Source organism: Lentzea sokolovensis (genome assembly GCF_033949975.1).
GTDB lineage: Bacteria > Actinomycetota > Actinomycetes > Mycobacteriales > Pseudonocardiaceae > Lentzea > Lentzea sokolovensis.
Genome location: NZ_JAXAVU010000010.1, coordinates 338,443 through 352,498, shown reverse-complemented (window position 1 = coordinate 352,498; position 14,056 = coordinate 338,443). Strand labels below are relative to the sequence as shown.

9 protein-coding genes are annotated in these 14,056 nt (G+C 68.5%); 7 read left to right on the top strand and 2 right to left on the bottom strand.

The features are described from left to right. Nucleotides 1-25 precede the first annotated feature (25 nt). Nucleotides 26-1,399: a sensor histidine kinase gene (locus SK854_RS23575; RefSeq protein WP_319977256.1), complete on the top strand. Its 1,374-nt coding sequence runs from the start codon at nucleotides 26-28 to the stop codon at nucleotides 1,397-1,399. On the opposite strand, the gene SK854_RS23570 is transcribed toward SK854_RS23575, so the two are convergent. Then, entirely contained in the window at nucleotides 1,368-2,267 is a 900-nt protein-coding gene (locus tag SK854_RS23570; protein WP_319977255.1) for a TAXI family TRAP transporter solute-binding subunit, read from the bottom strand. The genes SK854_RS23575 and SK854_RS23570 overlap by 32 nt on opposite strands. A gap of 111 nt (nucleotides 2,268-2,378) precedes the next feature. Between SK854_RS23570 and dctA the strand changes: the two genes are divergently transcribed. From dctA to SK854_RS23550, 4 genes are all read left to right on the top strand, one after another. Further along, a complete protein-coding gene (gene dctA, locus SK854_RS23565) occupies nucleotides 2,379-3,740 on the top strand; it encodes a C4-dicarboxylate transporter DctA (protein WP_319977254.1) in 1,362 nt (453 codons plus the stop codon). A 542-nt stretch (nucleotides 3,741-4,282) separates the two neighbouring features. Then, entirely contained in the window at nucleotides 4,283-8,806 is a 4,524-nt protein-coding gene (gene gltB, locus SK854_RS23560; RefSeq protein ID WP_319977253.1) for a glutamate synthase large subunit, read from the top strand. Then, a complete protein-coding gene (locus SK854_RS23555) occupies nucleotides 8,799-10,304 on the top strand; it encodes a glutamate synthase subunit beta (RefSeq protein ID WP_319977252.1) in 1,506 nt (501 codons plus the stop codon). Before gltB ends, SK854_RS23555 begins: the two co-directional genes overlap by 8 nt. An 89-nt stretch (nucleotides 10,305-10,393) precedes the next feature. Beyond that, nucleotides 10,394-10,795: a hypothetical protein gene (locus SK854_RS23550; RefSeq protein WP_319977251.1), complete on the top strand. Its 402-nt coding sequence runs from the start codon at nucleotides 10,394-10,396 to the stop codon at nucleotides 10,793-10,795. On the opposite strand, the gene SK854_RS23545 is transcribed toward SK854_RS23550, so the two are convergent. Beyond that, nucleotides 10,792-12,855: a toll/interleukin-1 receptor domain-containing protein gene (locus SK854_RS23545; RefSeq protein ID WP_319977250.1), complete on the bottom strand. Its 2,064-nt coding sequence runs from the start codon at nucleotides 12,853-12,855 to the stop codon at nucleotides 10,792-10,794. The two genes, SK854_RS23550 and SK854_RS23545, sit on opposite strands and share 4 nt — an antisense overlap. Nucleotides 12,856-13,105: 250 nt before the next feature. Here SK854_RS23545 and SK854_RS23540 point away from each other — a divergent pair, with 250 nt between their 5' ends. Together SK854_RS23540 and SK854_RS23535 are read left to right on the top strand one after the other, a co-directional pair. Continuing rightward, nucleotides 13,106-13,423: a hypothetical protein gene (locus tag SK854_RS23540; protein ID WP_319977249.1), complete on the top strand. Its 318-nt coding sequence runs from the start codon at nucleotides 13,106-13,108 to the stop codon at nucleotides 13,421-13,423. Nucleotides 13,424-13,480: 57 nt separating this feature from the next. Continuing rightward, a complete protein-coding gene (locus tag SK854_RS23535; RefSeq protein ID WP_319977248.1) occupies nucleotides 13,481-14,053 on the top strand; it encodes a carbonic anhydrase in 573 nt (190 codons plus the stop codon). The last annotated feature ends 3 nt before the right edge of the window (nucleotides 14,054-14,056 follow it).

Here is a 14,056-nt window from a genome sequence, read left to right as displayed (position 1 = left end):
GGTGCGTGCGGAACAATCGCAACCGATGCTCCGCCGACTGCTCGTCATCACCGTTCCGCTGCTCGTCGCCCTCGTGGCGTCGCTCGGCATCCCTTTGGCGTCCGCGGTCGTGCAGCGCGAGACGCAGACGACCTATCTCGACCGCCTCGGTGACGCCAGCAGGTTCGCCTCGCTTGGCGAGAGCGCGTTGCAGTCGGACCGGCTGGAAGCGCTCAGCCAGGAGATCCAGCGCTACGACAACCTCTACGACATCCCGGTCGCCCTGGTCAGCGCCGACCGGCGGATCCTCATGTCGTCGCGGCAGGGGTTCAACCCCAGCAACGACCCCGAGGTCACGAAGGCCCTCAACACGGCGTTGAACGGTGGCGTGCGGCCCGAGCCCGAGTACACGGGCTGGCCGTGGCGCACGGGGCCGATGGTCGTGGTCGAGCCGGTCGGACGGGACAGCGAAGTGGTGGCAGCCGTCGTCACCATCTCGCAGACGCGCGGCCTGCGCACCGAAGTGTTGCGTCAGTGGGGGCTGATGGCGCTGGCCGGTCTCGCGCCGATGCTGGCCGTGGTCGCCGCCGCCTGGCCCATGTCGCGATGGGTGCTCCGGCCGGTCGGCAGGCTCGACGAGGCCACCGCGGCGGTGGCCCAGGGCAACCTCGACGTGCGGGCGGACGAGGTCGGCGGGCCACAGGAACTTCGCAGGCTCGCGCGCAGTTTCAACATCATGGTCGACGTCGTCGGCAAGGCCCTGAACAGGCAGAGGGCGTTCGTGGCGGACGCGTCGCACCAGTTGCGGAACCCGCTGGCCAGTCTGCGGCTCGCCGTCGACAACCTCGAACCGCACGTGGACGGAGAGCTCGCGCGAGAAGCGCACCAGATCGCGGTCGAGGAGGCCGAGGAGATGGGACGGGTGCTCGACACGCTGCTCGCCGCGACCCGGCTCGACAGCGCGCGGCAGACCGAGCCCGTCGAGATCGACCAGTTGCTCACGACGCACCGCGCGGCCTGGCAGGCGCTCGCGAGCAAGTCCGGGATCACGCTGAAGATCGACGTCCCGGCGGGCCTGACCATGCAGGAACCGCCCGGCGGCCTCGGCAGCGTGCTGGACGAACTCGTCAGCAACGCCATCCGGCTCGCCAACGCCACCGAGGTCGTGGTCACCGGCAAGCCTGGTGAGCTGCACGTCGTCGACGACGGCGACGGCTTGAGCGCCGAGGAGCGCGAGCTCGCGCTGCAGCGGTTCTGGCGCGCGACCAAGCACCAGAACGTGCCGGGCACCGGCATGGGGCTCGCGATTTGCGCCGAGCTGATCGAGTCCGCCGGCGGCACGCTCACCCTGCACGACGCGGACCCGGGCCTGGACGTGAAGGTCGCCCTCAGCGCTTCACGGAACGGAACCAGCGCATAGCGCCGTCGTGCAGCGGCACGAGACCGGTCGCGATGCCGGTGCGGACGTTTATCCGCGACGCCTCCGGGTGCCCCTCCACGATCCGCGCGGTCTCGGTGAACACCGTGCGCGTCACCACCTCCACGACGTCCGCGCTCAGCGACTCGCGCGCCAGCAGCAGGTTCGGCACCGCGAACGTCTGGTTCGCCGCCACGTTCTCGTAGGTGGTGCTGGGGATCGTCGCGGGGATGTACGGGCCCTTGTACTTCTCGGCGAGCTTGATCGCCTCGTCCGGGATGTTGATCAGCCGCACGTTGCCCCGCAGATCGGTTATCGCGGGCGTCGGGATGCCGGTCAGCGCCAGCATCGCGTCCAACGACCCGTCGGCGACGCGACGGGAGGCCTCGGCGTGCGCCATGCGTCCGTCCATTGCGGACAGGCCGAAGAACCTCAGCATCCGCGTGGCGGTGAACTCCGTGCCGGAACCGATGGGCCCCAACGAGATCCGTTTGCCCGCGAGATCACCGAAGGTGTGGATCGGGGAGGCCGAGGGCACCGCGATCTGCATGAAGCTGTCGTAGAGCCGGCCGACCGCGCGGACGCTCTGCGGGTCGTCGATCGGGTCCAATGAGGACAGCGCGAGCTGGGCTTCACCTGATCGCAACAACTGCAGGTTCTCAACCGATGCAGCCGTGGGGATCGCGGTGACCTTCGTGCCGGGCAGCTGCTCGGCCAGCGCGGCCGCCAGGGCGCCCCCGACCTCGCGGAACACCGCACCCTCCGGCCCGGTCGCGAGCACCAGCTCAGCAGGCGCCTCGACCCTGCGCGGGGTACACCCGGCGAGAGCCAGCCCGGCCCCTAGCAGAAGCGTGCGACGACGAAGCGACACCGATGAAGCCTAGCTGTTACGTCAGGGCTGTCTGAAGTTTCCTCACGCCGGGTTGTCGGGCCAGGTGGCGCGGCTCACTCTCTCACCCAACACGTAGTTCAAGGAGGAACAGTGGCGACCACGACCACAGGGCGCAAACCGATCTACAAGCACCTCTACTTCTGGGTGCTGGTCTCCATCGTGCTGGGCGCTGCCGTCGGCTTCCTGTTCCCCAAACAGGCGTCCGAGATGAAGTGGCTCGCCGACCTGTTCGTGAACCTCGTCAAGGTCGTCATCGCGCCGACCATCTTCGCGACGATCATCGTCGGCATCGCGGGCCTCGGAAACCTCGCCAAGGCGGGCGGGCTCGCGCTCAAGACGATCCTCTACTTCACGGCGATGACCACGGTGGCGCTCGCCATCGGCCTGATCGTCGTGAACATCGTCCAGCCGGGTCACCACGGCGGCGACATCGCGCTCAACGCGAGCCAGGCCGACGCGACGCTGAAGTCCGCCTCGACCGCGGAGACGGGCATCACCGGCTTCATCCTGAGCCTGGTGCCGAAGTCGTTCGTCAGTGCGTTCACCGACGGTCAGCTGATCCAGGTGCTGGTGGTCGCCATCCTCGTGGCCGTCGCGGTCGCCGGCATGGGTGAGCGCGGCGCCAAGGTCGTCTCCGCGATGGAGACGCTCTCCAAGGTGATGTTCGGCATCATCAAGATCGTCATGTACGTCGCGCCGATCGGTGCCTTCGGCGGCATCGCCTACACCGTCGGCAAGTTCGGCGGCAGCGTGCTCGGCAAGCTGCTCTGGCTGATGGGCTCGTTCTACGCCACCTGCATCCTGTTCGTCATCGTGGTGCTCGGCCTGGTCGCGAAGTTCGCGGGCTTCAGCCTCTTCAAGTTCCTGCGCTACATCAAGGACGAGATCCTGATCGTGCTCGGCACCTCGTCGTCCGAGTCGGTGCTGCCGCGCATGATGGTCAAGCTGGAGGCGGCGGGCGCCCAGAAGTCGGTCGTCGGCCTCACCATCCCGACCGGGTACTCGTTCAACCTCGACGGCACCTGCATCTACCTGACCATGGGCGCGATCTTCATCGCCCAGGCCACCGGCAACGACGTGTCGATCGGCGTTCAGATCGGCCTGCTGCTGTTCATGCTGATCGCGTCGAAGGGAGCGGCGGGCGTCACCGGCGCCGGCCTCGTCACCCTGGCCGCGTCGCTGCAGGCCTTCGAGGCGCACTCGGCCATCCCCGCGGTCGGCATCGCGCTGATCGTCGGCATCGACCGGTTCATGTCCGAGGCCCGCGCCATCACGAACGTGATCGGCAACGGTGTCGGCTCGCTGGTCGTGGCCGCGTGGCAGAAGGGTCTCGACAAGGACCGCCTGCGCGAGGTGCTGGACAACCCCGACAGCGTCGACGTCGACGACCTGCTGGCTCAGCAGACCGGCGCCGAGGGCGACGACAAGAAGGAGCCGGTCGCGGCTCACTGAGAACGTCCGTGGCCGGAGGCGCCTCCTCGCCTCCGGTCACGAGACCTCAGACCTCCATGTATGCCGAGGTCCCGCTCTCCCCGCATGCGGCGTGGGGTGAACGGGGCCTCGGTCTCGTTTGGCAGGGAACAGTCACGGTCTGCCCCTGTGGACAGTGACGCGGTGGCTGTGGCCGGTTTCGAGTGAGCGTCCGCTAACTGGGACGACAATGGCTCGACCAGCGAAAACATCTGGGTACCCAGCTCATCCAGTGGCAAACCGGGAATGTCGCGCAACTCTCATCCGGCTGGCCGAAGTTGAACGTTCGGTTACGCTTACCCGGCTGTAACGAACGCCGACGTTGGCCGCAATGTCGCTCCCCGCCCGGGAATCGTTACACATCCATGACCTAGATCACCCATTGGCGGGTGTCCCTGGGTTTCGCGGCTGTTAAAGTCGCGTCAACACGCGGGCCATCGTCGTCCCGTGCTCCCACCTGTTGGTTCGAGGTCTGAGCACGAGGACTTTGTTCTTTAGCGAGGACGACGAAGGAGGTCTGCGCAGTGATCTTCTCCGCCATCCCCGGCCCCCAGGGTCTCTACGACCCGGCTGATGAGCGCGACGCGTGCGGCGTCGCCATGGTGGCCGACATCCAGGGCAGGCGTTCCCACGGCATCGTCGTCGATGCCTTGACAGCGCTGGCGAACCTGGAGCACCGGGGCGCCGCGGGCGCCGAACCCACTTCGGGTGACGGTGCTGGCATTCTTTTGCAGCTGCCGGACGAGTTCCTGCGTGCTGTGGTCGAGTTCGACCTCCCGGAACGCGACCGGTACGCGGCGGGAATCGCTTTTCTGCCGTTTGAATCCGAAGAACGCGTCACCGCGATGCAGGAGATCGAACGCATCGCGGAAGAGGAGAACCTCGTCGTTCTCGGCTGGCGCGACGTCCCGACCGAACCGGAGAAGGCCAACGTCGGCCCGACCGCGATGTCGGTGGCGCCGCACTTCGCGCAGCTCTTCGTGAAGGGCACGCGCGACGAGGCCGGGATCGCCCTGGACCGCCTGGCCTTCTGCCTGCGCAAGCGGGTCGAGCACGAGGGCAGCGTCTACTTCCCCTCGCTGTCGGCGCGCACGATCGTCTACAAGGGAATGCTGACGACCGAGCAGCTGCCGGCGTTCTTCCCCGACCTGCACGACGAGCGCCTCTACTCGGCGATCGCGTTGGTGCACAGTCGTTTCTCCACGAACACCTTCCCGTCGTGGCCGCTCGCGCACCCGTTCCGGTTCGTCGCGCACAACGGTGAGATCAACACCGTCCGCGGCAACCGCAACCGCATGCGCGCCCGCGAGGCGTTGCTGGACAGCGAACTCATCCCCGGCGACCTCGCCAGGCTGTTCCCGATCTGCAACCCGGACGGCTCGGACTCGGCGTCGTTCGACGAGGTGCTGGAGCTGCTGCACCTCGGTGGCCGCAGCCTTCCGCACGCGGTGCTGATGATGATCCCGGAGGCGTGGGAGAACCACGCCACGATGGACCCGAAGCGTCGCGCCTTCTACCAGTTCCACGCGAGCCTCATGGAGCCGTGGGACGGCCCGGCCTGTGTCACCTTCACCGACGGCGAGCTCGTCGGCGCGGTCCTCGACCGCAACGGCCTGCGTCCCGCGCGCTGGTGGCAGACCGCCGACGGCCGTGTCGTTCTGGCATCCGAGACCGGTGTGCTCGACGTCCCGTCCGACCAGGTGGTCGCGAAGGGCCGCCTGCAGCCGGGCCGCATGTTCCTCGTGGACACCACCGCGGGCCGCATCATCGACGACGACGAGTTCAAGTCGTCGCTGGCCTCGGAGTCGCCCTACGACGAGTGGCTGCACGCCGGCCTGCTCGACCTGGCCGACCTGTCGGACCGCGAGCACGTGGTGCAGAGCCACGAGTCGGTGGTGCGCCGCCAGCTCACCTTCGGCTACACCGAGGAGGAGCTGCGGATCCTGCTCACGCCCATGTCGATCAACGGCATGGAACCGCTGGCCTCGATGGGCACGGACACGCCGGTCGCCGCGCTCAGCCAGCGATCCCGGCTGCTCTACGACTACTTCGTGCAGAACTTCGCACAGGTCACGAACCCGCCGCTGGACGCGATCCGCGAAGAGATCGTCACGTCCGTCAAGCGCGTGATGGGCCCCGAGCAGAACGTGCTCGACCCCGGCCCTGTCTCGTGCCGCCACGTGACGCTCGACTACCCGGTCATCGACAACGACGAGCTCGCCAAGCTCATCCACATCAACGACGACGGCGACCTGCCGGGCTTCGCCTGCACCGTCCTGTCCGGACTGTACGAAGTGGACGGCGGCGGCGAGGCGCTCACCGCCGCGATCGAGCGCGTGCGTCGCGAGGCGTCGGAGGCCATCGCGAACGGTGCTCGCACGCTGGTGCTGAGCGACCGCGACTCCGACCACCGCATGGCGCCGATCCCGTCGCTGTTGCTGGTCTCCGCGGTGCACCACCACCTGGTGCGCACCAAGGAACGCCTGCGGGTCGCGCTGGTCGTCGAGTCCGGTGACTGCCGCGAGGTCCACCACGTCGCCGCGCTGCTGAGCTACGGCGCCGCCGCGGTGAACCCGTACCTCGCGTTCGAGACGATCGAGGACCTGATCAGCCAGGGCGCCATCTCCGGCGTCCGCGCGCACAAGGCCGTGCGCAACTACGTCAAGGCGCTCGTCAAGGGCGTCCTGAAGATCATGTCGAAGATGGGCATCTCGACCGTCGGCGCCTACACCGCGGCGCAGATCTTCGAGGCGGTCGGCCTGTCGAACGACCTGCTGGACGAGTACTTCACCGGCACGCAGTCCAAGCTCGGCGGCGTGCACCTGGACGTGCTCGCCGAGGAGGTGGCGGTGCGTCACCGCCGCGCGTACCCGGACAACCCGACCGACCGCGCGCACCGCAGGCTCGAAGTCGGTGGCGAGTACTCGTACCGCCGCGAAGGCGAGCTGCACCTGTTCACGCCGGAGACGGTGTTCCTGTTGCAGCACGCCACGAAGACGCGCAAGGAGGACGTCTTCCGCCAGTACACGGCGGAGGTCGAGCGCATCTCCCGGCAGGGCGGCACGTTGCGCGGGCTGTTCAAGTTCCGCAACGAGGGCCGGACGCCGATCCCGATCGACGAGGTCGAGCCCGTCAGCTCGATCGTCAAGCGCTTCAACACCGGCGCCATGTCCTACGGCTCGATCTCGGCCGAGGCGCACGAAACCCTCGCCATCGCGATGAACCGCCTCGGCGGCCGGTCGAACAGCGGTGAGGGCGGCGAGGACCGCGAACGCCTGTACGACCCGGAACGGCGTTCCGCGGTCAAGCAGGTCGCGAGTGGACGGTTCGGCGTCACGAGCGAGTACCTCGTGAACTCCACGGACATCCAGATCAAGATGGCGCAGGGCGCGAAGCCCGGCGAGGGCGGCCAGCTGCCCGGCTTCAAGGTCTACCCGTGGGTCGCGCGCACCCGGCACTCCACGCCGGGCGTCGGTCTCATCTCGCCGCCGCCGCACCACGACATCTACTCGATCGAGGATCTGGCGCAACTCATCCACGATCTTAAAAACGCGAACGAGCAGGCTCGGGTTCACGTGAAGCTCGTCTCGTCGATCGGTGTGGGCACGGTCGCGGCCGGTGTGGCGAAGGCGCACGCGGACGTCGTGCTGATCTCCGGCTACGACGGCGGCACCGGTGCCTCGCCGATGAACTCGCTCAAGCACGCGGGAACGCCGTGGGAGATCGGCCTCGCCGAGACCCAGCAGACGCTGCTGCTCAACGGTTTGCGCGACCGCATCACCGTGCAGGTCGACGGCGCGATGCGCACCGGCCGGGACGTCGTGGTCGCCGCGCTCCTCGGCGCCGAGGAGTTCGGCTTCGCCACGGCACCGCTGATCGTCGCGGGCTGCGTGATGATGCGCGTCTGCCACCTGGACACGTGCCCGGTCGGCGTCGCCACGCAGAACCCCGACCTGCGCGCCCGCTACACCGGCCAGGCCGACCACGTCGTGAACTTCTTCGAGTTCATCGCGCAGGAGGCCCGCGAGATCCTGGCCGAGCTCGGTTTCCGCACGATCGACGAGGCCGTCGGTCACGCGGAGCTGCTCGACAAGGACGAGGCGATCGAGCACTGGAAGACCGCGGGCCTGAACCTGGACCCGGTCTTCGAGGTGCCGGAGACCCCGTACCCGACGGCGAAGCGCAAGATCCGCGACCAGGACCACGGCCTCGACAAGGCCCTGGACCGCACGCTGATCCAGCTCGCGGAGGCGGCGCTGGAGGACGCGCACCAGGTCACCCTGGAGCTGCCCGTCCGCAACGTCAACCGCACGGTCGGCACGCTGCTCGGTGCCGAGGTCACCCGCCGCTACGGCGGCGAGGGCCTGGAGGACGACACGATCCGGGTCAAGCTGACCGGTTCGGCCGGCCAGTCGCTCGGCGCGTTCCTGCCGCGCGGCATCACGCTCGAGATGGTCGGCGACGCGAACGACTACGTCGGCAAGGGCCTGTCCGGTGGGCGGATCATCGTCCGGCCGTTCGAGGACGCGCCGTTCCGCGCCGAGGACCAGGTGATCGCGGGCAACGTGATCGGCTACGGCGCCACGTCCGGTGAGATCTTCCTGCGCGGCCGCGTCGGTGAACGCTTCTGCGTCCGCAACTCCGGCGCGCTGCTGGTGGCGGAGGGCGTGGGCGACCACGCGTTCGAGTACATGACCGGTGGCCGGGCAGTGGTGCTCGGACCGACCGGGCGCAACGTCGCGGCCGGCATGTCCGGCGGTATCGCGTACGTGCTCGACCTGGATCCCCTGTCGGTGAACCAGGAGATGGTGAATCTGCAGCGCCTCAGCGCCGAGGACCTGCGTTGGCTCAAGGACGCCGTCACCAAGCACCACAAGGCCACGGGTTCCGCCGTCGCCGCGTCGCTGCTCGGTGACTGGACCCGGCGAGCCGGTGCGTTCACGAAGGTCATGCCCGGCGACTACCAGCGCGTTCTCGAGGCCATGCGCCTCGCCCGCGCCGAGGGCCGGGACGTTGACGCGGCTGTCATGGAGGCGTCTCGTGGCTGATCCACAGGGATTTATGAAGCACACCCGTTCCGACGCGCCCAAGCGCCCGAAGCCGGAACGGTTGCAGGACTGGAACGAGGTCTACCTCCACGAGGATCCCGTCGAGCGCAACAAGGCCGTGCGCACGCAGGCCACGCGGTGCATGGACTGCGGCATTCCCTTCTGCCACAGCGGAACCGCGGGCTGTCCGCTCGGGAACCTGATCCCCGAGTGGAACGACCTGGTGCGCCGCGGCGACTGGGAGCTCGCCTCGGACCGGTTGCACGCCACCAACAACTTCCCGGAGTTCACGGGTCGTCTGTGCCCGGCACCGTGTGAGGCAGCCTGCGTGCTGTCGATCTCGCACGACGCCGGTGGTGCCGTCGCGATCAAGCGGGTCGAGGAGACCATCGCGGACGTGTCGTGGGAGAACGGCTACGTGCAGCCGGCCCAGGCGACGGTGTCCTCGGGCAAGCGCGTCGCGATCGTCGGTTCCGGCCCCGCCGGACTCGCCGCCGCGCAGCAGCTGACCCGCGCGGGCCACGAAGTCGTGGTGTACGAACGGGACGACCGGCTCGGTGGCCTGCTGCGGTACGGCATCCCCGAGTTCAAGATGGAGAAGAAGATCCTCGACCGGCGCCTGTCCCAGCTTCGCCGGGAGGGCACGAAGTTCGTGACCGGCTGCGAGGTCGGCGTCGACATCACGGTCGAGGAACTGCGTGCGAAGTTCGACTCGGTCGTGCTCGCCGTGGGCGCGCTGCGCGGCCGTGACGACAAGACGACTCCTGGGCGTGAGCTCAAGGGCGTGCACCTCGCGATGGACCACCTGGTGCCCGCGAACCGCGCCGTCGAAGGTGACGGCCCGTCCGCGATCTCGGCCGAGGGCAAGCACGTCATCGTCATCGGCGGTGGCGACACGGGTGCCGACTGCTACGGCACCGCGACCCGCCAGGGCGCGCTGTCCGTGACGCAGCTCGACCAGTACCCGATGCCGCCGTCCGTCCGCGACGACGACCGTTCGCCGTGGCCGGTGTGGCCGCACATCCTGCGCACGTACCCCGCGCACGAGGAGGCCGGCGAGCGCCGCTTCACCGTGGCGGTCAGGCGTTTCGTGGGTGACGACGACGGCCACGTGCGCTTCATCGAACTGCAGCAGGTGCGCGTCGAGAGGGACTCGTCCGGCCGCCGTTCCGTGGTGCCGCTGACCGACGAGATCGAGGTCCTGCCCGCTGACATGGTGCTGCTGGCGATCGGCTTCGAGGGCGTCGAGCACATGCGTCTTCTGGACGACCTGGGCATTTCCCTGTCGGCGCGGGGCACGATCTCGTGCGGCTCCGACTGGCAGACGACCGCGCCCGGCGTGTTCGTCTGCGGGGACGCGCATCGCGGCGCTTCCCTCGTGGTGTGGGCGATCGCCGAGGGGCGGTCCGTGGCGAACGCCGTGGACAGGTTCCTCACGGGTTCCTCGAACCTGCCTTCGCCGGTCATCCCGAACCAGCTTCCGCTCGCTGTGGTCTGACAACGGCGTCAGATCAGCGGAGAGCAGCATGACGCCCCGCGCGACAACGGAGTCGCGCGGGGCGTTCGCCTTCTCTAGGGTCTGCGCTCGTGTGGTCGATCCAGGGGGAGTTCAGAGGTAGGAGCTGGGCGGCTGTCGCGGAGTGGTTCGACGAACTGCACCGAGAACACGACGGTTTCGAGTCACACCAGTACATGCGGGACATCGTCGCGAGTGTTCTCGCGAGTGGAGCGGCCAACCGGTTGGGCGTGACCACCTCCATGCACGACCTCGTCGTCGTGTCACTGGACGCGAGAACCTGGTACTACGAGACGATCAGGGTTTTTTCGCCGTCTTCCTTGCCGCCGGTGCCGGAAGGGTTCGTCATGCTGACCTTCAACGGACGCAAGAAGCGCAGGCAGGGCGGTAGGGAGATCCTCCAGTGCCCGGTCGTGGAAGCTGTGCCCGCGTTCTGGCGGATGGTCGAGGACAAGTTCGGCATCGTCCGCTAGCCCGCGCAGGTGTCGCGGTAGTCCAGCTCCGGCAGGTACTGCTGCCATTCGAGCGGGCTGAGGCCTCCCGCCGCGACTTCGCAGGCGTGGCTGAACAGGTTGGCAGGCTCCCCGGACGACCCGCGCAACGTGGTGGCCAGTTCGGTCTTCGTGTTCTGGCTGGGCGCCAGCGCGTGCGCGGTCAGGCCGAGGCGCAACGCCAGCCGTGGCGAGGAGGTGCGCGCGACCTGGGCCTGTGCCACGAGTGCGCGTGCCGTCGCCCTGTCACGGTCGACGCTGGCGTTGTGCCATTGGAAGGCCGCGAGCCCCGCCGCGCCGATGGCGGCCACCAGGAACACCGCCAGCCAGCTGACCGTCCGTCTGCGGTCGCGCCGGCGTTGCCCCCGCAGCGTGTGGATCCGGTTGCGGCTCACGGCGAGGAACCGGCGGGCGTCGGGGGAGAGGTCGTCGTTCGCCACCAGCGGCGCGACGGCGGCGAACGTGTCCTCGTTGAGCAGCAGGTGGTCCGCGCGTTCGCCCTCGATCCACTGCGAGGCGTCCAGCTCGACGGACCTGGCCGCGCGCAGGCCGATCTGCCGTTCCTCGATGGCGCCGCGCAACGGCCGCCACTCGGTGAACAACGCCTCGTGCGCCACACCGATCCAGCGGCCCTGCTTGTCGCCGCTCGCGGTGAGCAGGCGGTGCCGGACGAACACCTCCAGCGCGGCGCGGGCGTGCGAGTCCAGCTGGGCCGGGCTGACGCGTTTGCGGGTCGGCCTGCCGGTGTGGTCGAGCGTGGCCAGGGCCGCGAGCCGGGCGAGCAGTTCCTCCTTGCCCATCCCGGTTTCCGCGACGGCGCTGTCGAGCACGTCGTCGGCGTGGCGGGCGAGCGCGCCGTGCACGCCACCTAAGTGCTCGTACAGTTCACTGGACAGCGTGCCGCCCCTCGGGACGCCCATTGCCAGGTGCTGCAACGTGAACGCGAGCAACGGCAACGCCTCGCCGCTCGCCGTGTCCTCGACCAGCAACGCGACGAGCTCCGGGTGCACCTTCAGCCCGGCCACGCGGGCAGGGCCGGTGATCACGATGTTGAGCACCTCGCGCGCGAGCGGCGCCAGCACGTAGCTGCCGAGGTGGACGCCGCTCAGTTCGGGCAACGTCCGCAGGTCGTCCAGAAACTCCGACCGCAGCGTCGCGACCACTCGCACGTTGTCCGCGAGGGCGCCCTTGAGCAGGCTCGCGACGATCTGGCGCTCCTTCTCCCCAGCACGGGTGAAGAGCTCCTCGGCCTGGTCGATCGTGATCAGCAGTCTGCGGTCCTCGTCCACGAGCTCCTGGGCGACGCCGCGCAGCCCGTCGAGGACGAGCCGGTCCTTGGTCTCCCGCAACGTCCAGCCGAGACCGGCGTGGGCGGCGGTCTTGCGCACCGCGCGGGCGAGCGCGTCGAGCGGGTCGTTGCCCGGCAGCCACGGCGGCATGACGAGCCACCGCGGATCGTCCGCCAGCTGGGCCAGCAGACCGGCCCTGACCAACGACGACTTGCCGCAGCCGGACGGGCCGACGACGGCGAGCAGGCCGGGGCCGCGGCGCACCTTGCGGGCCAGCGCGCGGGTCTCCGCGTCACGGCCGAAGAACACCGCGCTCAGCGCCGTGGTGAACGCGTCCAGGCCGGGGAACGGTTCCTGGTCCTTCGCGAGCTTGCGGCCACCCGTGTCGAACCGCCGCAGCGCTTTCTCGAGGTGCCCGCGGGCGGTGGCGTGCGGGATGTGGTTGAGGTGCCCGATCAACGGGTGGATGACGCCGTCGAGCTGCACGGGCAGCAGGAGAGTGCCCAGCGCGTCCGCGATGGCGATCTCGGCGTTGCACCAGCTCGACGTGACCGACGCCTGGCTGACGACGCACACGACGGCGTCCGCCCTGCGCAGCTCGTGGTGCAAACGCTCGCGCCACGCCTCGCCGACCTGAATCCCGTCCTCGGGGTGAACTTCCAGGAAAATCTCGTGATCACCTTCGAGCCAGTTGCGGATATGTGTCGCGATCGCCACATTCTGCGTCGCGTGGCTGATGAACACCCTCGCCACGACCGTCTCCTTTGGCATTCGGTCACCGATTGTGCAGAGCTGGCAGGGATCGGCGGCCGGTTGTCCACTAATTGGCGCATCTACAACGCGGCAGGACCACTCTCCGCATACGTACGTTTCCGTGAAATGAGAAGCCCTTTCGGGTGAAACTAGTGTGTGATTCGGTCAAAGTCGGTCTCGTATATCGCGGAACTTGTCCACTTTGGGCGAAACTGATACTCGTAGATCAACTCGGTCGGGGGGTGTGAGCATGCGCAGCGTTCTTCTCGCTGTCGTCGTCGCCCTGTGCGCCGTGCTGACCCCGGCCGTGTCCACTGTGTCGATCGGCGCGCCGCCGCCGAAGTCGAAGACCTCTGTCCCCAAGGAAGAAGCTCCGCGCGAGGAGCGCGAGACGAGCCGCCTGCGTCTGCTGGTCACGTCCGTCGACCGCACGTCCGGCGTGGCCGCTCCGTCCTTCTTCACGGTGTTCACGCCGCGCGCCGTTCCCGGTGTTCTCGCGCTCGTGTCCAACGCCGAACCAATACTGGTCTGGCGCACACCCCCTGCGCTGCAGGTGTTCCGAAACTGATCGGTCCCCACTCCCCGATCGAACCGAAACACTTTTCCTTAGCAGTGAGGGACTCCCATGGACTTCCATCGCTTTGTTCAGCATGCCCGCGCACACGCCGCATCGCGTTCCCGCGCACTCGGCCGCAAGCTCGCCGCTGGTCAGCAACCCACCACGATGTTCATCACGTGCGCCGATTCGCGCATCGTGACGGCCGCGATCACGGGCGCCGAGCCCGGTTCGCTGTTCGAACTCCGCACCGCGGGCAACGTCATCCCGCCCTACTCGCTGACCGCGCCGTCCAGCGAGATGGCGACGATCGAGTTCGCCGTCCTGCAGCTCGGCGTCAGCGAGATCGTCGTCTGCGGTCACTCGCACTGCGGCGCGGTCGGCGCGTTGAACGGCGGCGGCATCGACCACCTGCCCGCGATGCGCGGCTGGTTGCGTCCCGGACGGCCGCGCAAGGCGTCCGATCCGGCGATGCGGACGGAAGGACAGGAACACGTGCGCGCCCAGCTGGAAACCCTGCTGGCGTACCCGTTCGTGGCCGAGAAGGTCGCTTCGGGTTCGTTGCGCGTCCACGGCTGGTTCTACGACATCGAGACCGGCGAGGTCTCCGCGTGTGCCGAGCACGCCTTCCTTCCGCTGTAGGGG

Excerpts from the sequence above, each read along its gene's own strand:
- SK854_RS23535 (WP_319977248.1), top strand. The coding sequence starts at position 13,481 with ATGGACTTCCATCGCTTTGTTCAGCATGCCCGCGCACACGCCGCATCG.
- SK854_RS23540 (WP_319977249.1), top strand. The coding sequence starts at position 13,106 with ATGCGCAGCGTTCTTCTCGCTGTCGTCGTCGCCCTGTGCGCCGTGCTG.
- SK854_RS23575 (WP_319977256.1), top strand. The coding sequence starts at position 26 with ATGCTCCGCCGACTGCTCGTCATCACCGTTCCGCTGCTCGTCGCCCTC.